Raw genomic sequence first — 23553 nt, 5'->3', positions numbered from 1 at the left:
CAGAGCCCTTGGAGGGCCGTCTGGACCGCGCTCAGCCGAGGCCGAGGTCGCCGAGCTGGTACCCGGTGATGTACGGCAGGCCCGCCTCGGCGATGGCCGATGCCGCACCCCGGTCCACGATCGTTGCCACCGCAACGACCTCCGCGCCCGCCTCGCGCGCCGCCTCGACGGCGGTCAGCGGCGAGCCGCCGGTGGTGGAGGTGTCCTCGACGACCAGCACCCGGCGGCCCGTGATGTCCGGCCCCTCGATACGGCGCTGCATACCGTGCGCCTTCTGCGCCTTGCGGACGACGAAGGAGTCCAGCCGGCGGCCGCGCGCGGCGGACGCGTGCAGCATCGAGGTCGCGACCGGGTCGGCGCCCAGGGTCAGCCCGCCGACCGCGTCGTAGTCCAGGTCCGCGGTGATGTCCAGCATCAGCTGCCCGACCAGCGGCGCGGCCTCGCCGTCCAGGGTGATCCGGCGCAGGTCGATGTAGTAGTCGGCTTCCTTGCCGGAGGAAAGCGTCACCTTGCCGTGCACCACGGCCTTGTCCTTGATCTGCTGCAGCAGCTCGCCGCGCACGTCGTCACTCATGGCCATGAGCTTAGGACAGCACCCGCCAGCTCCATGTCGTGGAGATCTCCAGCGGATCGATCGGCGTGACCAGGCGGGGCAGCGTATTGAGGCCGTTCGGCGGGCCCGACTGCGGCTCCACGCAGACCGCCGCCTCCTGCTCGTCGTAGATCACGACCCACTCGGCGCGGCTGGTCACCGTCAGCCGGAGCCGCCCCAGCCAGGTCAGCGTGACGTCCACGCCCTGCGGCATCCCGAAGCAGTCGTCCCAGGGCCCCGGCTTCGGCGGGATCCGGCGCCCGGTCGGGAGGTGGTCCGCGCCCCGCTCCTCCTGCCACCCGGCCGCGAAGTCGACGGTGACGTCCTCGCCCCCGTCCCCCAGATTCCGCAGGAACCACGGGTGCCAGCCGGCCTGCGCCGGGAAGGAGTCGCCGATCGTCTCGACGCCCATGGTCAGGGTGAGCGAGGAGCCGTCCTCGGCAAGCTCGACCAGCTGGGTCACCGTTCCCGGGTACGGCCAGGGGGCGGCCGGATCGGCGAGGTCGTAGGTGAAGGCGGCCTCCGTCGCGCTCGCGCGCGCGGTCCGCCAGCGGAGGTTGCGGCCGGTGCCGTGGATGGCGTGCGGCGCGGCGTTGACCGGCATCTGATGCAGCTCACCGCCGTTGCGGAAGCGGCCGTGGTCGATCCGGCCGCACCACGGAACCATCGGGAAACTGCCGTAGTGGTCGCCCTGCCGCAGCAGTTCCAGGCCGCCGACGCGGAGACTGCCGACGCGGCAGCCGTTGTCCGGATGGACGGTCACTTCGGCGTCCCCGGCTACCAGCCGTACGCCGTCCGACCGCGTTCGCGAGGCACTCTGCGTGGTGTTGTCGGTACTCACGGCACGACCCTAGCGGTGGGCCGGTGCGCGCTGGCGATGCCCTCGCCGAGCGGCCCCGCCCCGGCCCCGCGCTCAGCGACGACGGCGCAGCACCCGGCCGACGACCACGGCCGAGGCCAGCACCACCGCCGCGGCGGGCGCCGCCCAGCGCAGCGTCGCCGAGGCCGTGTTCACCTCGGGCGGCGGCACCGGCGCATACCGCCCGCGCGGCGGTGCGTGGTCGACCTCCTCGGCGCTGCGCCCGATCATCGTCCGGCGCGCATGGGCGGCCTCGGCGGGGGTGTCGTCCTCGGCGTCGCCGGCGTAGGCATGGTCGGCGTCGAGCGCGGCATCCACGTCGTCGAGGTCATGGACGTCATCGGGTTCGCGCACCTCCCCCTGGCCCTTTGCCGCACCCCTGTCGTGGGTGCCGTCGACGTCGCTGCCGGGATCGAGCGACGGCGGCGGCACCTCGGTCCCGAAGATCCCCGGCCCGGACGGCTCGCCGGACGGCTCCTCGCGCGGGGCCTCGACCGGCCGCTGCTCCAGATCCGCCGCCAGGTTCTCCGCGAAGCGGTCGAGGAGGCGGCGACCGGCGGTCTCGGCGGACCGGTCGGTGGCCTCGGCGAGCCGGCCGTCGCTGCGCAGCGCGCCCGAGCAGACCAGGGTCGTACCGGGACCGGGCTCGGTCGCCGGGGTCAGCCGCACGGTCAGGGTCAGCGCGACCGCGCCGTCGCCGCGCGACTCCGTGCCCTTCGCCTCGAAGACCAGCGCGTCGTCGTCCGAGGCGGATCTGCCGCCCTCGTCGGCGATCGTCAGCGTGCCGCGATAGGTGATGGTGGAGCTGCCGATACGCAGCCGGAGACGGCCCTCGGGGATACGCGGGGCCGCTTCGGCGTCCAGCTGAACTCCTGGGACGCAGCGCGCCACGCGCTCCGGCTCGGTGAGCGCCTGCCGCACGGTACCGACGGGAAACGGAACGTACATCTCATGCTCCATGGCATGGGAGCCTACCCAGCGCCCCCCGGCCCCGTGCCCGCTGCCGCACAACTTTCTGCGCACCCGCGCCGGGACGGCCCGCGGCCCCGCTCTCGGGGCGTACCCTGCCCCGCCCCCGCTCCTCGTACCGCGGAGGTCCGTCAGAAGCGCCCTACGGCGTGTCCGACAGATGCTGGAGCTGGAGGTGGCGCGAGCATGGCGGTCATGGATGAACTGCTGCGCGACGAGGAAGGCGAGCCGGCGGCGGGAGCCGTGGATACGGCCGGAACCGTCGAGCCCGGGACGATGCTGAACGTGGCCGGCACCGGCGAGGAAGCCCCCGAGAAGCAGGGCGGTGGAGGCGAGGGCGACGGGGGAAAGGCCACCACCGTGCGACTCGGAAGACCTACGGGCGCGGCGGCGGACGGGGCGGGCACCTTCTTCTTCTGCGACAACAACCGGGTACGCAAGGTCACCCCGGACGGGACGATCACCACCCTCGCCGGCCTGGGCACCGGCGAACAGATGGTCCCCCGGGGCCAGGAAGCGAAGAAGTTCAACCTCGTATGCCCGGCCGCGGTGGCGCAGGGCCCGGACGGAAGCCTCTACGTTGCCGACTGGAAGGACGACCGCGTGAACAAGATCGCCGCGGACGGGACCGTCTGGCCGGTCGCCGGCAACGGGCAAAGAGCGAAGGAACAGCGCGGCAAAGCCGAGGGCGACGGCCGCAAGGCCACCGAGGCCCCCCTGCGCTGGCCCACCGACCTGGCCATGGACCGGGCGGGCAACCTGTTCATCGCGGAGGACGTACGAGTCCGCCGGGTCGCACCGGACGGCACGATCGACACAGTGGCCGGCAACGGCACCGAGACCCCCGCGAAAGACGGCTCCAGGGCCACCTTGTCGGGCTTCACCGGCATCCAGGGAATCGCTGTCAACGCGGCCGGGGACCTGTACATCGCGGAGACCAAGACGCACCGGGTGCTCAAGGTCAGCCGAGGTGTTCTCACCATCGTGGCCGGTACGGGGAAGGGCGGGTTCAACGGGGACGGCGGCAAGGCCGTCGAAGCCACGCTGTGGCGCCCGCTCGTCCTGGCCTTCGACCAGTACGGCAACCTGTACATCGGCGAGGTCCAGAACCAGCGGGTGCGCAGGGTCACCCCCGACGGCCGTATCAGCACGGTGGCGGGAAACGGCACCGAAGGCGGCAAGGGGGACGGCGGCCCGGCCACCGGAGCCCAGCTCGGCATCGTCACCGGGCTGACGGTCGACCACAACGGCAACCTGTTCATCGTCGACAGCCTGACGCATCGCGTCCGCATGGTCGTCCAGGCCGCCCGGCCTCCCCGCAAGATCCGCACCGTCAGGACCCTCTCGGGCTTCGACCGCCTCAACAACCAGCACGCCAAGCCAGGGGAGCCCTTCGGGCAGCCACTGCAGGTGGAAGCCCGCGACACCAACGGCGAGTTCGTGCCCGGTGCCCGGATCCGGTTCGAGGTGGACGCCGGCACCGGATCGACGTTCGCCGCCCAGAAGCCCGGCCGCACCGCCGAGGCGGACACCAACGACGACGGCCTCGCCACCGCGCCTGAGCTCCTCGCGGGCCCCACCCCCGGCCAGGCCACCGTCACGATCACCGCTCCCGGTCACAAAGGCCACGCCCCCACCCGCTACACCGCCCACGTCGACCCGCTGGACTGACCGGCCACCCGACCAGGACCGGCCATGACTCCGACGGAACCGCTCAGGCGGCTCCCTCGTCACATGACCCGTCGGACACTGCCTAGTACCGCGGATGCATCAGGGTCGAGGGCAGCACGGAGCGGATCCGGTCGGCGGCCGCCCCGCGCTCGTCGGCCCGCAGCCCCGCGCGGGTGACGGAGGCCAGCGGGGGCGCGTCCGGTGCCAGGTCCAGCCGGGGCGGACGCCGCGCGGCCAGCACAAAGCCCCAGAACCTGGTCCGTCCCGCCGTCGGCCCCTCGGCCTCGTCCCCCGGCCCGAGGGCCGCCGGGGGACCGCCCGGCCCGGCCAGGTCGACGGCGCGGTCCGGGTCACCGGAGAAGTCGACGCGCCGCCCCGGGACGCGGTACGGGACGGTTGCCAGGCCCACCGAGCGCATCGTCGCCTCCACCGTCCAGTACGACCGCGGCCGCTGTGACGGCGCCCCGGCGTGCACCGCCAGCCGTCCGCGGGGGGCCAGCACCCGCGCGGCCAGCCCGTAGAACTCCTGCGAATAGAGCTTGGTGCTGGCGGTGATCCCGGGATCGGGCAGGTCGGCGAGCACGACGTCGTACGGCCTCTTCCGCTCCCGGCTTCTCCCGCACTCCCGGCCCCGGCCGCACCCCCGGCTCCTCCCCTGCGCCCGCAGCCAGTCGAAGGCGTCCGCCGCCACCGTGTGCACCCGGGGATCGCTCAGCGAGTGGTGGTTGAGGTTCGAGAGACCGGGGTCCGTGCGGGCCAGCTGCAGGACGCCGGGGTCGAGTTCGACGACGGTGACCGAGCGGACCGCGCGGTAGCGCAGGATCTCGCGGACCGCCAGGCCGTCGCCGCCGCCGAGGACCAGCACCCGGCCGTGCGGGCCGCCCGCCATCGCCGGGTGCACCAGCGCCTCGTGGTAGCGGAACTCGTTGTCCGCGCTGACCCTCAGGCGGCCGTCCAGATACAGCTCGAGCGGCCGGCCGGAACCTTTCCTCCCCCGCCCCGCACGGGCTCCGTCCCCCGTCCCGCCGGTCATGACCACTTCCTGGATGCCTGTCTGCACCGCGACCCGCACCGTCGCGCCGTACACCGCGCGCCGGGCGGCCCGTTCGAAGGACGAGGCCAGCACCGCGCCCGTGGCCAGCAGCGCGAGCACCAGCACATTGGCCAGCAGCAGCAGCCAGCGCGAGCGCGTGCTCAGGTCGCGGCGGAACAGCCACAGCACCAGCGCGCCGCCCGCCGCCGCATTGACCCCGCCGGTGACCAGCGCGCCGGTCAGCTGGCCCAGCCGGGGCAGCAGCAGAAACGGAAAGGCCAGCCCGCCGACCAGCGCGCCCACATAGTCCGCGGCGAAGAGATCGGCGACCGCGCAGCCCGCGTCCTGGCGGCGCACCCGCTGGATCAGCGTCATCAGCAGCGGCACCTCGGCGCCGATCAGGACCCCGATGGCCAGGGAGAAGCCGACGAGCGCGGAGCGGGACTGGCCGAACCAGGCGAAGCAGGCGTAGAGCGCCATCGCGGAGCCGCCGCCGACCAGAGCCAGGAGCGTCTCGACCGCGCCGAAGCCGGCCGCCGCCCGGCAGCGCAGCCGCTTGGCGAGCAGCGCGCCGATACCCATCGCGAAGACCATGACGGACAGCACGACCGATGCCTGGGTGACGGAATCGCCGACCAAGTACGTGGCCAGCGCGACCAGTTCGAGCTCGTAGACCAGACCGCAGGCGGCGCAGACGAAGACGACGGCGAGGACGAGCAGACGGCCGAGCCCGGACGGCACGGGCAGCAGCGCCGGTTCCGTGGCCCCCGACGGCCCGAGGGCGCTGGGGAGGGCGGGTTCTGGCGGGTCGATCATGAAACGAACGCTACGTGACGGTTCCGTGCCTCTTTGTCACCCACACGAGTGCACTCTCCGTTCCACACGCGATCGCGCCATCCGTCTTGTTGCGCACGGGGGCATGCCGCCGACGTCGCCATGCGCAGGGCATATGTAGGCGTCGCATCCCGGACTCCGGGGCATCGCGCCCACGCCGACGGCACGCGACGAAGAGCGGCACGCCCCCTGTCGGACCCGCGTCTAGACGGCCGCGACCGCCGCCCGTACGCCCACCCGTGTGCGGGTGGCCACCAGCCGGCCCTCCTGCGGGTACGCGTGCCACGTCCGCCAGCGCACCTGGCCGTGCTGGCGCTGCGCCAGCATCGCGGTGAACGCATGCGGCGAGCCCGGGAACGTCCCCGCCAGGCCGTGCGGATGCTCGGCGACCAGTGCGAGCAACTCCTGTGCGCGCCCCGCGAAGGAGCCGCGCGACAGCGTCTCCACATGTGCGGCGAATTCGTACTCCCAGTCGCCCAGCCGTTTGGCGACGCCGAGCGGCAGCGGCGTACTGCTGCCCGGCATACAGGCGACGGTCTCGGAGCATGTGCCGCGCTCCTCCTCCAGAAGCACCTGGTGAGAAGCCCCTAGCAGCCTCAACTGCACCTGAGCGTCGTCGAGTTGGAGATCCAGGACCGCCAGGGCCGGCAGGGGTTCCCTGCCCAGGGCCCAGGCCAGGTCGGAGGCACGGGTATCGGTGTATGCCGTTTTCAGGGTGGTGAGCATGGGTCGGCTCCGCAAGCACGCAGTGGATGGTGGGCCGGCCCGCCCGAGAAGGATCAGGGATGTACGACTGCCTGCCGGCTCGTGCCCACGTGGGATGCGAGAACTGGGGGATTCTCTAGGGAGAGGGAATCATGGATGGCAGGTCGACCACAGCCGTTTTACCCATCTTCGATGGCTTTCCATCCCCTAGAGGGCTCCTCAGTTCAGTTGTTCAACACGCAGGAACCCGGCGGATGTTGACCGTCAGGTCGCGGTCCGCCGGGTGCATATGCGGTCAAGCATGAGCCGTATGCATGTGTGCAGTTCGGGACGGTCCTGCGGCCGTGGAACGGGCCGCCGCACGGACCCGGGGGAACCCCCGCAGGGGCTCCGGTACGGCCGTCGGTCGGCGCCGCACGAAGAGCAGCCGACCGACCGGCCTTCCGCCCCGCCCGGACTCAGGAACCCCCGCCGCCGCAGCCGCCACCGCCACCACCGCCGCCACCGCAGCCGCCGCCACCGCCCCCGCAGGAGGAGCCGCCACCGCAGCCGCCGTGGTGGCCACCGTGATGGCCGCCGCTCGATCCGCAGCTGCTGCCGCCACCGCCACCGGCGGCCCACCAACTGCCGCCGCTCGACCGCGAATAGCCGCCGCGCTTCCGGCCGCCACCGCCCCGCGACGCCAGGGACACCAGCCCGAAGACCACCACCACGATCGCCAGGAAGATCACAAAACCCATCACTGCCTCACACTCCTTTCGTTCCCCCGAAGCAAGGCATCGCTCCGTCCGGCGCCCCGTGCGCCGCTGACCGCCCTCGTCGGCGGTCGCCCTTGTCTGTTGTGCGGGTCTGATGCCCGGGGCCGTTCGACCCCAAAGCACAGTTGAGGAAGTCCAGAGGTTCGGCGGAGGATGGCGCGCATGGACCGACCGCTGCTCAATCGCCGCCTCGCCGAATTCGGCACCACGATCTTCGCCGAGATGTCCGCACTCGCCGTACGGACCGGCTCCATCAACCTGGGCCAGGGCTTTCCCGACACCGACGGCCCGGAGGAGGTCAGAGAGGCGGCGGTCCGCGCGCTGCGCGACGGCCGCGGCAACCAGTACCCGCCCGGCCCCGGCATCCCCGAACTGCGCACCGCCGTCGCCGCGCACCAGCAGCGCTTCTACGGCCACCTCGGCCTGTCCTACGACCCCGACACCGAGGTCCTGGTCACCGCGGGCGCGACGGAGGCCATCGCCGCCTCGCTCCTCGCACTCCTCGAACCCGGCGACGAGGTCATCGCCCTGGAGCCGTACTACGACTCCTACGCCGCCTGCATCGCCATGGCCGGCGGCCGCCGCGTCCCCGTCACCCTGCGCCCGGACCCGTCGACCGCCTCCTACCACCTGGACCTCGACGAACTGCGCGACGCCGTCACCGACGACACCCGCCTGATCCTCCTCAACACCCCCCACAACCCCACCGGCACCGTCCTCACCCACGACGAACTCGCCGCCGTCGCCGCACTGGCCGTCGAGCGCAACCTCCTCGTCATCACCGACGAGGTCTACGAGCACCTGGTCTTCGAGGGCGAGCACACGCCCCTCGCCTCGTTCCCCGGCATGCGCGACCGCACGGTCACCATCTCCTCCGCCGGCAAGACCTTCTCCTTCACCGGCTGGAAGGTCGGCTGGGTGACGGCCGCCCCCGAACTGACCGCCGCGGTCCGCTCGGCGAAGCAGTTCCTCACCTACGTCTCCGCCGGCCCCTTCCAGTACGCCGTCGCCGAGGCCCTCGCCCTCCCCGACAGCTACTACACCGGCCTCCGCGAGGGCCTCCGCGCCAAACGCGACATCCTCGCCACCGGCCTCACCGACGCCGGCTTCCAGGTCTTCCGCCCCTCCGGCACATACTTCATCACCACCGACATCCGCCCCCTCGGCACTGCGCTGTCCGAAGAGGGCGACGGCTTCGCCTTCTGCCGCGCCCTCCCCGAGCGCGCCGGCGTCGTCGCCATCCCCAACGCCGTCTTCTACGACCACAAGGACGAGGGGGCGCCGTACGTACGCTTCGCGTTCTGCAAGCGGGAGGAGATCCTGCGGGAGGCGGTCGGGCGGCTGCAGAAGCTCTGAGGTTTTCTCGGGAGGGCCGCCGGGACGTGACGTTCGGCCGCTACGTGCAGTAGCTCTCGGGCGGGGGCGCTTCCGGGCCCGGGGCCACCGGCGGCTCTTTCCGGTCACCGTAGAAAGGGTCGTAGAGGTTCTGGAGACAGGCGTGGAGGCGGCCTTCCTTCCAGAAGACGCTGGCCTTGGCGGCCCTCACACCCCAGAAGACGGGCCGCTACTGGGGGGCGACCGGCATAGCGTCGAAGTCCTCGAAGAGGTAGGCGTAGACCTGCGCGAGGTACGCCCTCAGCTCCCGCTGATCGGGGAACGGTACGTGGGTCAGGGCGAACCACTGGTCCACCGTCAGCGGCTCGTTCGCCACAAGGTGCATCAGCCCCGCGCGAATCGTGTCCCGGTAGTCGGGCCAGGCCAGGTCGAAGGTCTCCCGCAGCATGCCGAGATCGTCGACGGCCTCCACCCCGAGAATTCCGGCGCAGAAATGCACGAAACGACGGTCAACGTCGGGTACATCCAGGCCCAGGTCGGCCAGCGGGACGGTGACCGGGTCGAATTCCTCGTAGCCGCCCGGGTACGGGTACAGCGTGGTGTTCCACAGGTCGGTTTCGTTCTTCGAATCCTCCTCGCCCCCTGCCTCCGCGGCGGGACGGTATACCCCTTACAGCAGGCCGAGCGTGGAGAAATCTGCGTAGACGTAATTCACTTCGCCGCTCGGGGTGTACGGCTTCCGCGGATGGATCCCGACCGCCGTCGCCTTGCCCAGGCAGTCCTCCCCCTCCCCGTATACGGCCTCGAACGGCAGGATCGGCGCGAGATCGTGATGCTTCAGCGCCGCGGCACGAAGGGCGTCCTCGGCCTGGACCAACGCTTCCTCGGAGTCGAAGCGAGTGGCCCACGGGCCGGTGCGGGGCGGCAGCTCGTCTCGGGTCGGCATGGGGTGAGGACTCCGTCCATAACCGGATGTGGTGGGGCGAGGGATCATCTTCCGGCCGGCCCGACGGCAGCGGCCATGCTGTCCAGCATTTCTCCGCCGCAGGCGCCGCCGGATCCGGGGTCACCGGCGAGCTGGCCGCGGCGGGCAGGAGCGCGTCAGGGGCCGGGGGTGTACGGCTCTTCTTCGCGGCCTCCGTAGAAGTACTCGTAGACCTGGAGCAGGAAGCCGTACAGCTCCCCCTCCGATGAGAAGTAATAGTTGGTGATGTTCGCCCACGTGTCGACGTCGGCCGGCTGTTGTTCCAGGAGGTATTCGAGGCTGGCGCGCAGCCGCTGCGCGTACTCACTGCCGGTTATCGCATCGGGCTTCCATCCGGCGATGCCGTCGATCAGCTCGGGGTGAAAGGCGTTCTTGTAAAACTCCCGAAGCCACGCGTCATCGCGCCACCCAGGAATCCGCCAAGCCGTCCACCGCATCGAAGCCACCGTAACTCTCATCGCGGAATACCTTGCCCCGGAGAGCGATTGCTCTTGAAGGACAGCTCCGGGAACATGGTATGGAGTTTGTGTCCACCATTTCCGTCCGGGCGGAATACGGCTTTGATGTTGGCATCCCTGAAGTCGGATTCCTTGTAATTTATCTCGCCCCCCTTCAAACGACTCGTGGTCGTTGAACGCGGTGGAGTGCGCATCGCACTTGTGCCTGTTCGGCGCGCCTTTGTCCGCGTCGTAGTACAAGTCGGGGGGATTCAGCCGATTCCGCGCATCCGGACCGCGCAGAGGATCGATCTTGCCTTCCGATTGCGCATAGCCATGCCTGGCCCGCACCAGCTCCTCTACCTCTACCTTGTCGCCGTTCTTGTCCCGTACCCAGTTGCCGTCGGCACCCTTCAGCTTCTTCTTCTGGATGGTCGGGGTCCCGAGCCGGTCCTTGAGCTGCTCGTCCGTCACATTCAGATGCCGACCCACGGCGTGACCTTGCTTGTCGATCTCATCGACCCGCTCCTCGACACGGCGGCGGTAGAGATCCCGTAGCGACTTCTTGTCCGGCACGGACTGGCCGGGCCTGAGGTCGATGCCCTCTTCCTTGAGAGATCTGTGGTGCGTCTTGAAGCTGTCCTCGACTGCCTTCTCGGCATCAACCACACGAACGCGGGCCCCGGAGCCAAAAGCTCCGGGGCCCGCGCAGCCGGGAAATCGAGGGGTGAGGCTCAGGCCTCGTCGTCGCCCGGCTTCTCGTTCTGGTCGCCTTCGATCTCGGCTTCGAGGCCGAGCTGCTCGACGAGCCACTTGTCGAATTCGATCGATGCACGCACCCAGCTGACCGTGCTCGACACAAAGTGCTCGAGCGAGACGCCGGTGCCGATCAGCATCGATGCCTCACCGATCAGACGGACCGTGCCGTCGTCATGGGTGTGGGTGTAGGCCTTGGGCCACAGGGTCCGGCGGTTCCAGTCGTCGATCGCCTCCAGCAGCTTCGACTTGTCGTCGATGCCGTGGGCGCGGTCGTAGAACGTGCGGACGGAGAAGATCTCCTGCTCTTCCTCGCCGCGGAACATGAAGTACGTGCGGAACTGCTCCCACGGGGCGGCGAGGTCACCCTCCTCGTCGACTACGTACTTCAGCTCCATCTGGTCGAGAAGCTGCTTGACCAGGTCCTGGTCTGGCACGACGGGACCATCAGGCCCCGACGGCTCGGGTTCGGGCTGGCCCCCGAAATTCGGAATCGAGGACGGGTCGATGCTCACCGTGGAATTCCCTTCGTATGGTCTCTGCCATCCTCCCCCACACCCGCCCCGTCCTGGCAAGTGCAAGCCGGACGGGGCGGGCACCTGGCGGCGGCCGGCGCCCTGACCAGGGGCTCAGCCGGCGGTCCTGGCGGGGGCGACGGAGAGGCCCTCCCCGTCCTCGTCCACATCCACCCGCACCGTGTCCCCGTCCAGCACCTCACCCGCCAGGATGGCGCGCGCGAGCTGGTCGCCGATGGCGGTCTGGACCAGGCGGCGCAGCGGACGGGCGCCGTAGGACAGGTCCGGGACCGGGGCGTCGAGGACCGGCTCCTGGCCCAGCCAGGCGAGCCAGGCCAGGGCGCGGTCGGTGACGTCCAGCGTGAGGCGGCGGCCGGCCAGGCGGCGCTGGAGGTGGTCGATCTGGATCCGGGCGATGCGCTGGAGCTGGTCGGTGCCCAGGGGATGGAAGACCACCAGGTCGTCGAGGCGGTTGAGGAATTCGGGCCGGAAGGAGGTGCGGACCGTGTCCAGGACCATTTCCTTCTTCTGGTCCTCCTTGAGGAGGGGGTCCATCAGGAAGGCCGAGCCGAGGTTGGAGGTCAGGATGAGCAGGGTGTTGCGGAAGTCGACCGTGCGGCCCTGGCCGTCGGTGAGGCGGCCGTCGTCGAGCACCTGGAGGAGGACGTCGAAGACCTCGGTGTGGGCCTTTTCGACCTCGTCCAGCAGGATGACGCTGTACGGGCGGCGGCGGACGGCCTCCGTGAGCTGGCCGCCTTCCTCGTAGCCGACATAGCCGGGCGGGGCGCCGACCAGGCGGGCGACGGAGTGCTTCTCGCCGTACTCCGACATGTCGATCCGGACCATGGCCCGCTCGTCGTCGAAGAGGAAGTCCGCGAGCGCCTTGGCCAGCTCGGTCTTGCCGACACCGGTCGGGCCGAGGAAGAGGAAGGAGCCGGTGGGGCGGTCCGGGTCGGCGATGCCGGCGCGGCTGCGGCGGACCGCGTCGGAGACCGACCGTACGGCCTCGGCCTGGCCGATCAGCCGCTTGCCGATCTCGTCCTCCATGCGCAGCAGCTTCTGGGTCTCGCCCTCCAGAAGACGGCCGGCCGGAATGCCCGTCCAGGAGCCGACCACGTCCGCGATGTCGTCCGGGCCGACCTCCTCCTTGACCATGGGCTCCTTGTCGCCGGAGCCGTCCTTGGACGCCTCCTGCTCCGCCTCGGCCGCGGCGGCCTCCTCCAACTCCCGTTCCAGCGTGGGGATTTCGCCGTACAGCAGCTTGGAGGCGGTGTCGAAGTCGCCGTCCCGCTGGGCGCGCTCCGCCTGCCCGCGCAGCTCGTCCAGCTTCTCCTTCAGCTCACCGACGCGATTGAGTCCCTGCTTCTCCTTCTCCCAGCGGGCGGTCAGCCCCCGCAGCTCCTCCTCCTTGTCGGCGAGGTCCTTGCGGAGCTTCTCCAGGCGCTGGACGGAGCCGGCGTCGGTCTCGTTCTTGAGGGCGAGCTCCTCCATCTTGAGGCGGTCGACGGCGCGCTGGAGTTCGTCGATCTCCACGGGCGAGGAGTCGATCTCCATCCGGAGGCGCGAGGCGGCCTCGTCGACGAGGTCGATGGCCTTGTCGGGGAGGAAGCGGGAGGTGATGTAGCGGTCGGAGAGGGTGGCGGCGGCGACCAGCGCGGAGTCGGCGATCTGGACCTTGTGGTGGGCCTCGTAGCGGCCCTTGAGGCCGCGCAGGATGGCCACGGTGTCCTCGACCGTCGGCTCGGCGACCAGCACCTGCTGGAAGCGCCGCTCCAGCGCCGGGTCCTTCTCGATCCGCTCGCGGTACTCGTCGAGGGTGGTCGCCCCGACCATCCGCAGCTCGCCGCGGGCCAGCATCGGCTTGAGCATGTTGCCCGCGTCCATGGACGAGTCCCCGCCGGCGCCCGCGCCCACGACCGTGTGCAGCTCGTCGATGAAGGTGATGATCTGGCCGTCGCTGGACTTGATCTCGGCGAGGACGGTCTTGAGCCGCTCCTCGAATTCGCCCCGGTACTTGGCGCCGGCGACCATCGCGCCGAGGTCCAGCGCGACCAGCCGCTTGTTGCGCAGCGACTCGGGGACGTCGCCCTTGACGATGCGCTGGGCCAGGCCCTCGACGACGGCGGTCTTGCCGACGCCGGGCTCGCCGATCAGCACCGGGTTGTTCTTCGTACGGCGGGAGAGGACCTGGACGACGCGGCGGATCTCGTGGTCCCGGCCGATGACCGGGTCGAGCTTGCCCTCGCGGGCGGCCGCCGTGAAGTCCGTGCCGAACTTCTCCAGCGCCTTGTACGTGCCCTCCGGGTCGGCGTTGGTCACCCGCTGCCCGCCCCGGCTCGCCTCGAACGCGGCCAGCAGCTTCTTGGCGCCGGCGCCCTGCTGCTCCAGCAGCTCGCCGGTGCGGCCGCCCTTCGCCGCGATACCGATCAGCAGATGCTCGGTGGAGACATAGGCATCGCCGAGATCACGGGCGCGCTGCGTGGCGTCCGCGATGGCGGACAGCAGGTCGCGGTCCGGCTGCGGCGGTGCGACGGTCGAACCCTGCACGCTGGGCAGCCCGGACAGCTGGCGTTCGGCGCCGTTGCGCAGCGCCGCGGCGTCCGCCTCGACGCTCGCCAGCAGGTCCATGATGTTCTCGTTGTCCTGCCCGGCCAGCAGCGCGAGCAGCAGATGCGCGGACGTCATGTCCGCGTGCCCGGCGGTGACCGCCCGCTCATTGGCGGCGGCCAGCGCCTCCCGGCTCTTGTTGGTCAGCTCGGCGTCCACGGCCCGGTGCCCTCCTTGTGTGTCGTTCCGATGCGGTCCGATGGGTCTTGCAGGTACTAACGTGCGATAACTTGAGTCTATTCCACTCAAGGCTGCCTTTGCCGGTCCCCTGGGGGTGAACCCGGCCGCTCCGGCTTCCTCCGACCCCACGCCGTGGGCCACGGCCGTCCCTCTACCCTGACCCCCATGGCCCACGACCTCTCCGCCCTCACCCCCGAGTACCTCGCCTTCTGGGGCGAGTACCTGATGCCGACCCTCACCACGCTGCGTACGAACGGGACCCCGCACGTCGTTCCCGTAGGCGTCACCTACGACGCCGAGCAGCGGATCGCGCGGATCATCACGCGCAAGGACAGCACGAAGGTCAAGAACGTCCTCGCCGCCGGGGCCGAAGGGGCCACCGTCGCCGTCTGCCAGGTCGACCGCGGCCGCTGGGCGACGCTGGAGGGGATCGCCCGGGTGCGTACGGACGCGGAGTCGGTGGCCGACGCGGTCGCCCGGTACGCCGAGCGGTACCGCCGTACGCCGGAGCCCAATCCCGACCGCGTCATGATCGAGATCGCGGTGACCAGGGCGATGGGACGGGCCTGAGCCCCACGCGGCCTTCCCGACGACGCCCGGGCCCCGCGGCCCGGACGTGGCCGAATACGGACGCTCCGCATCCGCCGTTGCGCGCTCACCTGGTACTCAAGAAGCAGAAAACGGCGGGTTCCGAACAGTTCCGCACGCAGACGGACGTTCCCGGCCCTCCTTCGCGCACAAGACGGCAGTTGGAGGCCCGCATGGCACAGGCGTTGTGCACCGGGACGACCGATCCTCGCCCCGCGGCACCGGCCCGTCCGCATCCGCGCGCGGAGCTCTGTCCGCGGTGCGGCGGCCAGCTCGCGATCAACCAGGACGGCTGGAAGATCTGCCACGCCTGCGGCTATGCCTCGCCGCCCGGTACCGCCCCTCCACCCCGGGGCGTCTGCGGGGGTATCGTCGCCCCCACAGTCGCCACGCCCCGGAGGGCACGATGAACTCGGTCCGAGTGACGGCGATCGCCTGCCTGATGCCGCTGTCCGAGCTGGACGAGGATCCGTTTCTGGTCGACGACCGAAGCCAGCACGACATGTGCAAACAGTGGGCGGCAGCCCGTGACTACCACCTGACCTGCCGGCTCAGCCTGCACCAGCTGCGCGCCGACCACAGCGCCCTGTGGAGCGACGTCGAAGAGGGCCTGGTCGATGTGTTCGTGACGCCCAATCGCCGGGCGCTGGAGAACGCCATCGACGGGGCCGACGAATTCAGCGCACGGTGCGCGGCGGCGGGCGTACGCCTGGAGACCGCCGACCTCGACGAGCCGGTCTACACCCTGGCGATGAAGTCACATGTGCACCGCCGGCTGTCGATGCCGACGGCGGGATACAACGGCTGCTGAGCCACGGGGCGCGCACGGAAGACACGCAGGGCAGGGAAGGTACGGAAGGTACGGAAGAAGGGCCGGGGATGGCGTTCCCCGGCCCTTCTTCATGGCGTTACGGCCCTACTCCGACCGCTTCGGCCGCCACACCACCAGCGCGCTGGTCTGCTGCACATCCTGATACGGCACCAGATCGCGGCGGTAGGAGGCGTGCACCGCCGCCTCCCGCTGCTGCATCGCGCTGGCCGCGCCCTCCAGGGCGCCCTGGAGTTCGGCGACCCGCTGCTGGAGGGCCGCGACCTGGTTCTCCAGCTCGATGATGCGCTTGATGCCGGCGAGGTTGATGCCCTCGTCCTGGGACAACTGCTGCACCGTACGGAGCAGTTCGATGTCCCGGGCGGAATAGCGGCGGCCCCGCCCGGCCGTGCGGTCGGGCGAGACCAGGCCCAGCCGGTCGTACTGACGCAGGGTCTGCGGATGCAGGCCGGAGAGCTGAGCCGCGACGGAGATGACGTACACCGGCGACTCTTCGGTCAGTTCATACGGGTTACGACGCTGCCCGCCCCGGCTGTCCATCTCAAGCTCCCTTCGCGGCCTGGAACAGCTCCGCCCGCGGGTCGGATCCCGCGGTCGCCTCGCGATAGTTCTCCAGCGATTCCTTCGCCTTGTCGCTCAGGTCCCCGGGGACCTGCACCTCGATGGTGACCAGCAGGTCACCCCGGGTGCCGTCCTTACGGGCCGCGCCCTTGCCCCGGGCCCGCATGGTGCGTCCGTTGGGGGTGCCGGCCGGCAGCTTCAGCGTGACCGGCGGGCCGCCCAGCGTCGGCACCTTGATCTCACCGCCCAGCGCGGCCTCCGGGAAGGTGACCGGCACCGTGACGGTGAGGTTGTCGCCCTTGCGGCCGAAGACCGGGTGGGCGTCGACATGCACGACGACGTACAGATCGCCCGCCGGGCCGCCCTGCTCACCGGGGCCGCCCTTGCCGCGCAGCCGGATGCGCTGCCCGTCGGAGACGCCCGCGGGGATACGCACCTGCATGGTGCGGGCGCTCGTCGCGCGGCCGCTGCCCTTGCAGACGTCGCAGGCGTCCTGGGCGATCAGGCCCCGGCCCTTGCAGTCGGCGCACGGGTCGGTCAGCGAGAAGCCGCCGCCCGCGCCCCGGCTGACCTGGCCGGTGCCCACGCACGTGGGGCAGACCCGAGGCGTACCGTTTTTGTCGCCGGTGCCCGAACAGGCCTTGCACGGCGCCTGGCTGGACATCCGCAGCGGGACCGTGGCCCCGTCGACGGCCTCGGTGAAGCTCAGCGTCACCTCGGACTCGATGTCCTGACCGCGCCGCGGCTGCGTACGGGTGCCCGCGCCGCCCCGGTTGAACAGGCCGCCGAAGACGTCCCCGAGGCCGCCGCCGAAGCCGCCGCCGCCCTGACTGCCGCCCTGGGAACCCCCGAAGAGGTCGCCCAGGTCGAAGTTGAACGAACCGCCGCCGGCGCCGGGACCGGGCCGGAACCCGCCGTTGCCGAACAGCGCCCGCGCCTCGTCGTACTCCTTGCGGCGCTTGGGGTCACCCAGGACGTCATTGGCCTCGGAGATCTGCTTGAAGCGCTCTTCGGCCTTGTCGTCGCCCTTGTTGGCGTCCGGGTGGTTCTCGCGGGCGAGCTTGCGGTACGCCTTCTTGATCTCCGCTTCGGTGGCGTCCTTCGGGACGCCGAGGACCTTGTAGTAGTCCTTCTCGACGAAGTCCTTGGTACTCATCCCCGACGTCCCTCCTTCCGCGCGGTTTCCTTGTGTGTCCTCACGTCAGCCCTCTTCCGGGCCACCGCTCTCCTCGTCCGAGGCCTTGGCACCCTTGGCGTCGTCCTCGGATCCGGACTTGACGTTCTGCGCACCCGGCTGGGGCTCGGCGACGGCGACCCGCGCGGGGCGGATCGTTCGCTCACCGATGCGATACCCGGGCTGCAGGATCGCCACGCACGTGGTCTCTGTGACATCCGGTGCGTACGAATGCATCAGCGCCTCGTGGATCGTCGGGTCGAAGGGCTCGCCCTCCTTGCCGAACTGCGCGAGGCCCAGCTTGGCGACCACGGTCTCCAGCGATTCGGCCACCGACTTGAAGCCGCCGACCAGTTCGCCGTGCTCGCGGGCGCGACCGATGTCGTCGAGGGTGGGAAGGAGCTCGGTCAGGACGTTCGCCGCGGCGATCTCCTTGACCGTGACCCGGTCCCGTTCCACCCGACGGCGGTAGTTCTGGTACTCCGCCTGGAGCCGCTGGAGGTCCGCCGTACGCTCGTTGAGCGCCGAACGGGCCTGGTCCAGCTGCGCCGTCAGAGCCACGTCCTGGGTGCCTTCGGTGGCGTCCCCGGCCGGGGCCGAGCCCGCCTTGTCGGCGGACTCGGCCTCCTGCGCCGCGTCTTCGGAAGCGGCGTCAGAGGGGACGTCAGGCTTCTCGTCGAAGCCCGGGGTCTCCTCCGTCACGCGGCACCGTCCTTCTTGGGCTTCTCGTCGTCGACGATCTCGGCGTCCACCACGTCGTCGGCGGCGTCGGCCTGGCCCTGCTCGCCGGCCGGGGCACCCTCGGCGCCACCGGCGGCCTGCGCGGCCTGGGCGTCGGCGTACATGGCCTGGCCCAGCTTCTGCGAGACGGCCGCGACCTTCTCGGTGGCGGTGCGGATCTCGGCCGTGTCCTCGCCCTTGAGCTTCTCCTTCAGCTCATTGACGGCTTCCTCGACCTCGGTCTTCACCTCGGCGGGGACCTTGTCCTCGTTGTCCTTGAGGAACTTCTCCGTCTGGTAGACGAGCTGCTCGCCCTGGTTACGGGACTCGGCGGCCTCGCGGCGGCGGTGGTCCTCGTCCGCGTACTGCTCGGCCTCCTGGCGCATCCGGTCGACCTCGTCCTTCGGCAGCGAGGAGCCGCCGGTGACGGTCATCTTCTGCTCCTTGCCCGTGCCCAGGTCCTTCGCGGTCACGTGCATGATGCCGTTGGCGTCGATGTCGAAGGACACCTCGATCTGCGGGACGCCACGCGGGGCCGGCGGCAGACCGGTCAGCTCGAACATCCCGAGCTTCTTGTTGTACGCCGCGATCTCGCGCTCACCCTGGTAGACCTGGATCTGCACGGACGGCTGGTTGTCCTCGGCCGTCGTGAAGATCTCCGACCGCTTGGTCGGGATCGTGGTGTTGCGCTCGATGAGCTTGGTCATGATGCCGCCCTTGGTCTCGATACCGAGGGACAGCGGGGTGACGTCCAGCAGGAGGACGTCCTTGACGTCACCCTTGAGGACACCGGCCTGGAGGGTGGCGCCGCGGGCGACGACCTCGTCCGGGTTGACGCCCTTGTTGGCGTCCTTGCCGCCGGTCAGCTCCTTGACGAGCTCGGCGACGGCCGGCATACGGGTCGAGCCGCCGACCAGGACCACGTGGTCGATCTCGGACAGGTTGATACCCGCGTCCTTGATGACGTTGTGGAACGGGGTCTTGCAGCGCTCCAGGAGGTCCGCGGTCAGCTGCTGGAACTGGGCCCGGGTGAGCTTCTCGTCCAGGTGCAGCGGGCCCTCGGCGGAGGCGGTGATGTAGGGAAGGTTGATCGTCGTCTCGGTGGAGGACGACAGCTCGATCTTCGCCTTCTCAGCGGCCTCACGCAGACGCTGAAGGGCCATCTTGTCCTTGGACAGGTCGACGCCGTGGCCGTTGCTGAACTGCTTGACCAGGTAGTCGACGACGCGCTGGTCCCAGTCGTCACCACCGAGGTGGTTGTCACCGTTGGTGGCCTTCACCTCGACGACGCCGTCGCCGATCTCCAGCAGCGAGACGTCGAAGGTGCCGCCACCGAGGTCGAAGACCAGAATGGTCTGGTCTTCCTTCTCGAGGCCGTAGGCCAGGGCGGCCGCCGTCGGCTCGTTGACGATGCGCAGGACGTTCAGGCCCGCGATCTCGCCGGCCTCCTTGGTGGCCTGACGCTCGGAGTCGTTGAAGTACGCAGGAACGGTGATGACCGCGTCCACGACCTTCTCGCCCAGGTACGACTCGGCGTCGCGCTTGAGCTTCTGCAGGATGAAGGCGCTCATCTGCTGCGGGTTGAAGGCCTTGCCGTCGATGTCGATCTTCCAGTCGGTGCCCATGTGGCGCTTGACCGACCGGATGGTCCTGTCGACGTTGGTGACCGCCTGGCGCTTGGCCACCTCGCCGACCAGCACCTCGCCGTTCTTGGCGAAGGCGACAACGGACGGCGTGGTCCTGGCGCCCTCGGCGTTGGTGATGACGGTGGGCTCACCGCCTTCGAGAACACTGACGACGGAGTTCGTCGTGCCCAGGTCGATGCCGACCGCACGTGCCATTTCGATTCCTCCAGCTGACTTGAGTGGAACAGGCTCAAGAGTGCAACACCCGGGAAATCCTGTCAACAGAGCTGAGTCGAGGGCGCTCAAGTTTTATACGGCCCTTATTCTCACCAGGGCGTTTGTAAGGACGCGAGGACAATGGAGACGGTTGCCCGGGACGCCGGACGACGGCCCGGAGGTCCTGAGGGTTGCCTGCGCGACACAGATCACCGGCCGTGCGGCTTCATGGGGCCCCCGAACCTGGGTAACCTCAGGCCCAGACCCGAAAAGTTACCGCTTAGTAGTTCCGTAACCGTTCTCGCTCATCCGCTCAAGATTCCCGCTCTCGCAGGCCCGAGGAGCCACCCATGCAACTCGCCGCGATCATCGTGTCGCTGGTCCTAATCGCGGTCGGCGTCGCGCTGTTCGGCCGTGCCATCCTGCAGATCTTCCGCTTCATGCGGCTCGGCCAGTCCGTGCCCGCCGGCACCCGGACGCAAGACCCCACACAGCGCACCGTCACGGTGGTCAAGGAATTCCTCGGCCACACCCGCATGAACCGCTGGGGCATCGTCGGCGTGGCGCACTGGTTCGTGGCGGTGGGCTTCTTCTCGCTGCTGCTGACGATCGTCAACGCCATCGGGCAGCTCTTCAAGGCCGACTGGCTCCTGCCGATCATCGGTGAGTGGACGCCGTACAACGTCTTCGTCGAATTCGTCGGCACGATGACGGCGCTGGGCATCCTGACCCTCATCGTCATCCGGCAGCTGAACAGGCCGGACAAGCCGGGCCGCAAGTCCCGCTTCGCGGGCTCCAACATCGGCCAGGCGTACTTCGTCGAGGCCGTGATCCTCATCGTCGGCGTCTGCATCTTCATGCTGCACGCGCTCGAGGGCGCCCAGCACCACGTGGACGGCTACGAGGCCTCGTTCTTCGTCTCGTACCCGGTGGTCTCGTGGCTGGAGGGGATGGACGTCTCCACGCTCCAGAACCTCACGTACTTCTTCGCCGGCCTGAAGATCGCGACCTCCTTCATCTGGATGATCACGGTCGCCCTGAAGACGGACATGGGCGTCGCCTGGCACCGCTTCCTGGCCTTCCCCAACATCTGGTTCAAGCGCGAGGCGTCCGGTGACGTGGCCCTCGGCGCGCTGCAGCCGATGACCAGCGAGGGCAAGGCGATCGACTTCGAGGACCCGGGCGAGGACGACCAGTTCGGCGTCTCGCAGATCGAGCACTTCTCCTGGAAGGGCCTGCTCGACTTCTCCACCTGCACCGAGTGCGGCCGCTGCCAGTCGCAGTGCCCCGCCTGGAACACCGGCAAGCCGCTCTCCCCCAAGCTGCTGATCATGGCGCTGCGCGACCACGCGCACGCCAAGGCCCCCTACCTGCTGGCGGGCGGCGGCAAGGACGCGGAGGGCGAGGAGAAGGCGACGGCCGAGCAGCTCGCCGACGTCCCGGCGGCCGCCCTGGCCGAGGCCGAGCGCCCGCTGATCGGCACCCTCGAAGAGAACGGCGTCATCGACCCGGACGTGCTGTGGTCCTGCACCACCTGCGGCGCCTGCGTCGAGCAGTGCCCGGTGGACATCGAGCACGTCGACCACATCGTCGACATGCGCCGTTACCAGGTCATGATCGAGTCCAGCTTCCCCAGCGAGGCCGGCACGATGCTGAAGAACCTGGAGAAGAAGGGCAACCCCTGGGGCCTGGCCAAGAAGCAGCGCCTCGCCTGGACCAAGGAGGTCGACTTCGAGATCCCGGTCGTCGGCCAGGACGTCGAGGACCTCACCGAGGTCGAGTACCTGTACTGGGTCGGCTGCGCGGGCGCCCTGGAGGACCGGGCGAAGAAGACCACCAAGGCCTTCGCGGAGCTGCTGCACATCGCGGGCGTGAAGTTCGCGATCATGGGCGGCGACGAGAAGTGCACCGGTGACTCGCCCCGCCGCCTCGGCAACGAGTTCCTCTTCCAGCAGCTCGGCGCGGAGAACGTCGCGACGCTGAACGCGGCCTTCGGCGAGGACGACGAGGACGAGTCGACCAAGAAGCCGAAGTCGTCGAAGAAGATCGTCGCGACCTGCCCGCACTGCTTCAACACCATCGCGAACGAGTACCCCCAGCTGGGCGGCGAGTACGAGGTCATCCACCACACGCAGCTGCTCCAGCACCTCATCGACGAGGGCAAGCTCGTCCCCGTCACCCCGGTCGAGGGTCTGATCACGTACCACGACCCCTGCTACCTGGGCCGCCACAACAAGGTCTACACCCCGCCGCGCGAGATCATCGCCAAGGTGCCGGGCCTGCGGAACGAGGAGATGCACCGCCACAAGGAGCGCGGCTTCTGCTGCGGCGCCGGTGGTGCCCGGATGTGGATGGAAGAGCGCATCGGCAAGCGCATCAACAACGAGCGCGTCGACGAGGCCCTGTCGCTGAACCCCGACATCGTCTCGACGGCCTGCCCCTTCTGCCTCGTCATGCTCACCGACTCCGTCAACGGCAAGAAGAACGACGGCAAGGCGAAGGAATCCATCCAGGTCGTCGACGTCGCCCAGCTCCTGCTGGACTCCGTCAGGACCCCGGTCGACCCGTCGGGCGACACGGAGTCGGAGGACGCGCCGGAGCCCGAGCCGGTGAAGTAGCGCCGCTCGCTCTCCGCCCCACGGCCGGTCCCGCTCTCCGCGGGGCCGGCCGTGGGCGTTCCGGGGACGCCGTCCCCGCGGTAAAACCGGAACCCGCGGCGGGCCCCGGCCCTCTTGCCGTGCGTCATGCCTACGCACCACACCGCCCCGCTGCGCACCTGTCTCCTGGCCCTCCCCCTCCTGGCCACCCTCCTGACGGGCTGCGGCGCCCCGCCCCCGCCCGCCGCGGGCCGCCCCGCTCCCCTCCCCTTCGTCGGCGTCCTCACCAGCGACAACGACCACTGGTGCACGGCGAGCGTGGTCGACAGTCCCGGACGGAACCTGCTCGCCACCGCCGCCCACTGCGTCTACTTCCACAAGGAGGACGCGGCGGACGGCTACGAGCCCGGCCCGTTCAAGGGGGACCTCCGCTTCGCCCCGCAGTTCTCCGGGGCCGGGTCCGGCTCCGGGTCCGGCTCCCGGTCCGCCCGCTACCCGTACGGGACCTGGAAGGTCACCGCTCTCCACGTCAACACCCCGTGGAGGGACGACAACGACGACCAGGGCGACTACGCCTTCCTGACCGTCGCCCCCGACAAGCACGGCCGCCGTATCCAGGACGTCGTCGGCGCCGCCGCCCCCGACTGGTCCTCGTCCCCGCGGCGCCGCGTCACCGTCATCGGCTACCCCAACGAGGACCACAACCCCCGCAACCGCCCCGTCTCCTGCACCACCCGCACCCGCCGCGACCCCGACGAGCCGTACATGATCCGCATGGAATGCCCCGGCTTCTGGCCCGGCACCAGCGGCGGCCCCTGGCTCGCGGGCCACCGTGACGCGGCCCGGCCCGGCCGGCTCATCGGCGTCCTGAGCGGCGGCGACAGCGACCGCGAGTCGGTCGCGGTGCTCTTCGACCGACGGGCGCGGGCGCTGTACGAGCGGGCGGTACGGAGCTGAGGCGGGGGCAGGACGGGGCGGGGACGGGGCGGGGCGGGACGGGGGAGGCA

General features: G+C 70.1%; 21 protein-coding genes. 6 read left to right on the top strand and 15 right to left on the bottom strand.

Going from position 1 to position 23553, the window contains the following annotated elements; genetic code table 11:
• Positions 1–31: 31 nt before the first annotated feature.
• The 3 genes from pyrE to ACIGWZ_RS37725 form a co-directional block, all read right to left on the bottom strand.
• Complete coding sequence (pyrE, locus tag ACIGWZ_RS37735; RefSeq protein ID WP_400072282.1) at positions 32–574, bottom strand: orotate phosphoribosyltransferase; 543 nt, start codon at positions 572–574, stop codon at positions 32–34.
• Between the two features lie 10 nt (positions 575–584).
• The gene (locus tag ACIGWZ_RS37730; protein WP_400072280.1) at positions 585–1433 is read right to left on the bottom strand and encodes an aldose 1-epimerase; all 849 of its coding nucleotides are present in this window, start codon (positions 1431–1433) and stop codon (positions 585–587) included.
• Between the two features lie 72 nt (positions 1434–1505).
• The gene (locus ACIGWZ_RS37725) at positions 1506–2411 is read right to left on the bottom strand and encodes an SRPBCC domain-containing protein (RefSeq protein WP_400072278.1); all 906 of its coding nucleotides are present in this window, start codon (positions 2409–2411) and stop codon (positions 1506–1508) included.
• Between the two features lie 195 nt (positions 2412–2606).
• On the opposite strand from ACIGWZ_RS37725, the gene ACIGWZ_RS37720 reads away from it, so the two are divergent.
• Positions 2607–4091: a hypothetical protein gene (locus ACIGWZ_RS37720; protein WP_400072276.1), complete on the top strand. Its 1485-nt coding sequence runs from the start codon at positions 2607–2609 to the stop codon at positions 4089–4091.
• Between the two features lie 82 nt (positions 4092–4173).
• Here ACIGWZ_RS37720 and ACIGWZ_RS37715 read toward each other — a convergent pair whose 3' ends face one another.
• The 3 genes from ACIGWZ_RS37715 to ACIGWZ_RS37705 all read right to left on the bottom strand — a co-directional run bounded on the left by ACIGWZ_RS37715 (position 4174) and on the right by ACIGWZ_RS37705 (position 7403).
• A complete protein-coding gene (locus ACIGWZ_RS37715) occupies positions 4174–5940 on the bottom strand; it encodes a polyamine aminopropyltransferase (RefSeq protein WP_400072274.1) in 1767 nt (588 codons plus the stop codon).
• Positions 5941–6162: 222 nt separating this feature from the next.
• Positions 6163–6684, bottom strand: a complete 522-nt coding sequence (locus ACIGWZ_RS37710) for a DUF2617 family protein (protein WP_400072272.1) — start codon at positions 6682–6684, stop codon at positions 6163–6165.
• A 437-nt stretch (positions 6685–7121) separates the two neighbouring features.
• Positions 7122–7403: a hypothetical protein gene (locus ACIGWZ_RS37705; protein WP_400072270.1), complete on the bottom strand. Its 282-nt coding sequence runs from the start codon at positions 7401–7403 to the stop codon at positions 7122–7124.
• A gap of 180 nt (positions 7404–7583) precedes the next feature.
• On the opposite strand from ACIGWZ_RS37705, the gene ACIGWZ_RS37700 reads away from it, so the two are divergent.
• Complete coding sequence (locus ACIGWZ_RS37700) at positions 7584–8777, top strand: pyridoxal phosphate-dependent aminotransferase (RefSeq protein ID WP_400072268.1); 1194 nt, start codon at positions 7584–7586, stop codon at positions 8775–8777.
• A 208-nt stretch (positions 8778–8985) separates the two neighbouring features.
• On the opposite strand, the gene ACIGWZ_RS37695 is transcribed toward ACIGWZ_RS37700, so the two are convergent.
• From ACIGWZ_RS37695 to clpB, 5 genes are all read right to left on the bottom strand, one after another.
• Positions 8986–9255, bottom strand: coding sequence for a hypothetical protein (locus ACIGWZ_RS37695; RefSeq protein ID WP_400072266.1), 270 nt, complete (start codon positions 9253–9255; stop codon positions 8986–8988).
• A 171-nt stretch (positions 9256–9426) separates the two neighbouring features.
• The gene (locus tag ACIGWZ_RS37690; RefSeq protein ID WP_400072264.1) at positions 9427–9702 is read right to left on the bottom strand and encodes a hypothetical protein; all 276 of its coding nucleotides are present in this window, start codon (positions 9700–9702) and stop codon (positions 9427–9429) included.
• A gap of 155 nt (positions 9703–9857) precedes the next feature.
• Entirely contained in the window at positions 9858–10847 is a 990-nt protein-coding gene (locus tag ACIGWZ_RS37685) for a hypothetical protein (RefSeq protein WP_400072262.1), read from the bottom strand.
• 65 nt (positions 10848–10912) lie between these two features.
• Positions 10913–11449, bottom strand: a complete 537-nt coding sequence (locus ACIGWZ_RS37680; RefSeq protein ID WP_400072260.1) for a YbjN domain-containing protein — start codon at positions 11447–11449, stop codon at positions 10913–10915.
• Between the two features lie 114 nt (positions 11450–11563).
• On the bottom strand, positions 11564–14215 hold the full coding sequence (clpB, locus tag ACIGWZ_RS37675; protein WP_400072258.1) for an ATP-dependent chaperone ClpB: 2652 nt from the start codon (positions 14213–14215) through the stop codon (positions 11564–11566).
• Positions 14216–14401: 186 nt separating this feature from the next.
• On the opposite strand from clpB, the gene ACIGWZ_RS37670 reads away from it, so the two are divergent.
• Both ACIGWZ_RS37670 and ACIGWZ_RS37665 read left to right on the top strand, forming a co-directional pair.
• A complete protein-coding gene (locus ACIGWZ_RS37670) occupies positions 14402–14806 on the top strand; it encodes a pyridoxamine 5'-phosphate oxidase family protein (RefSeq protein ID WP_400072256.1) in 405 nt (134 codons plus the stop codon).
• A 424-nt stretch (positions 14807–15230) separates the two neighbouring features.
• Complete coding sequence (locus ACIGWZ_RS37665) at positions 15231–15635, top strand: hypothetical protein (RefSeq protein WP_400072254.1); 405 nt, start codon at positions 15231–15233, stop codon at positions 15633–15635.
• A 105-nt stretch (positions 15636–15740) separates the two neighbouring features.
• Here ACIGWZ_RS37665 and ACIGWZ_RS37660 read toward each other — a convergent pair whose 3' ends face one another.
• The 4 genes from ACIGWZ_RS37660 to dnaK are packed head-to-tail and all read right to left on the bottom strand — an operon-like array spanning position 15741 to position 19949.
• Positions 15741–16193 (bottom strand): heat shock protein transcriptional repressor HspR, encoded by a 453-nt coding sequence (locus ACIGWZ_RS37660; protein WP_006604632.1) that lies wholly within the window; start codon positions 16191–16193, stop codon positions 15741–15743.
• A gap of 1 nt (position 16194) precedes the next feature.
• Positions 16195–17370 (bottom strand): molecular chaperone DnaJ, encoded by a 1176-nt coding sequence (dnaJ, locus tag ACIGWZ_RS37655; protein WP_400072252.1) that lies wholly within the window; start codon positions 17368–17370, stop codon positions 16195–16197.
• A 45-nt stretch (positions 17371–17415) separates the two neighbouring features.
• Positions 17416–18090, bottom strand: a complete 675-nt coding sequence (gene grpE, locus ACIGWZ_RS37650) for a nucleotide exchange factor GrpE (protein ID WP_400072251.1) — start codon at positions 18088–18090, stop codon at positions 17416–17418.
• Positions 18087–19949, bottom strand: a complete 1863-nt coding sequence (gene dnaK / locus ACIGWZ_RS37645) for a molecular chaperone DnaK (RefSeq protein ID WP_400072250.1) — start codon at positions 19947–19949, stop codon at positions 18087–18089. The genes grpE and dnaK overlap by 4 nt, the downstream gene beginning before the upstream one ends.
• A 350-nt stretch (positions 19950–20299) precedes the next feature.
• Here dnaK and ACIGWZ_RS37640 point away from each other — a divergent pair, with 350 nt between their 5' ends.
• Both ACIGWZ_RS37640 and ACIGWZ_RS37635 read left to right on the top strand, forming a co-directional pair.
• A complete protein-coding gene (locus ACIGWZ_RS37640) occupies positions 20300–22567 on the top strand; it encodes a (Fe-S)-binding protein (protein WP_400072249.1) in 2268 nt (755 codons plus the stop codon).
• 126 nt (positions 22568–22693) lie between these two features.
• Positions 22694–23503, top strand: coding sequence for a trypsin-like serine peptidase (locus tag ACIGWZ_RS37635; protein WP_400072248.1), 810 nt, complete (start codon positions 22694–22696; stop codon positions 23501–23503).
• The last annotated feature ends 50 nt before the right edge of the window (positions 23504–23553 follow it).

The sequence above is a fragment of the Streptomyces sp. NPDC053427 genome (genome assembly GCF_044544985.1).
In the GTDB taxonomy this organism is placed as follows: Bacteria; Actinomycetota; Actinomycetes; order Streptomycetales; family Streptomycetaceae; genus Streptomyces.
This window is presented reverse-complemented; position numbering and strand designations above follow the sequence as displayed.

Coding starts and splice junctions, on each gene's coding strand:
- ACIGWZ_RS37705 (WP_400072270.1), bottom strand. CDS start 7,403: ATGGGTTTTGTGATCTTCCTGGCGATCGTGGTGGTGGTCTTCGGGCTG.
- ACIGWZ_RS37665 (WP_400072254.1), top strand. CDS start 15,231: ATGAACTCGGTCCGAGTGACGGCGATCGCCTGCCTGATGCCGCTGTCC.
- dnaJ (WP_400072252.1), bottom strand. CDS start 17,370: ATGAGTACCAAGGACTTCGTCGAGAAGGACTACTACAAGGTCCTCGGC.
- ACIGWZ_RS37725 (WP_400072278.1), bottom strand. CDS start 2,411: ATGGAGCATGAGATGTACGTTCCGTTTCCCGTCGGTACCGTGCGGCAG.
- ACIGWZ_RS37640 (WP_400072249.1), top strand. CDS start 20,300: ATGCAACTCGCCGCGATCATCGTGTCGCTGGTCCTAATCGCGGTCGGC.
- ACIGWZ_RS37635 (WP_400072248.1), top strand. CDS start 22,694: ATGCCTACGCACCACACCGCCCCGCTGCGCACCTGTCTCCTGGCCCTC.
- ACIGWZ_RS37670 (WP_400072256.1), top strand. CDS start 14,402: ATGGCCCACGACCTCTCCGCCCTCACCCCCGAGTACCTCGCCTTCTGG.
- ACIGWZ_RS37720 (WP_400072276.1), top strand. CDS start 2,607: ATGGCGGTCATGGATGAACTGCTGCGCGACGAGGAAGGCGAGCCGGCG.
- pyrE (WP_400072282.1), bottom strand. CDS start 574: ATGAGTGACGACGTGCGCGGCGAGCTGCTGCAGCAGATCAAGGACAAG.
- ACIGWZ_RS37690 (WP_400072264.1), bottom strand. CDS start 9,702: ATGCCGACCCGAGACGAGCTGCCGCCCCGCACCGGCCCGTGGGCCACT.
- dnaK (WP_400072250.1), bottom strand. CDS start 19,949: ATGGCACGTGCGGTCGGCATCGACCTGGGCACGACGAACTCCGTCGTC.
- ACIGWZ_RS37700 (WP_400072268.1), top strand. CDS start 7,584: ATGGACCGACCGCTGCTCAATCGCCGCCTCGCCGAATTCGGCACCACG.
- ACIGWZ_RS37710 (WP_400072272.1), bottom strand. CDS start 6,684: ATGCTCACCACCCTGAAAACGGCATACACCGATACCCGTGCCTCCGAC.
- ACIGWZ_RS37660 (WP_006604632.1), bottom strand. CDS start 16,193: ATGGACAGCCGGGGCGGGCAGCGTCGTAACCCGTATGAACTGACCGAA.
- ACIGWZ_RS37715 (WP_400072274.1), bottom strand. CDS start 5,940: ATGATCGACCCGCCAGAACCCGCCCTCCCCAGCGCCCTCGGGCCGTCG.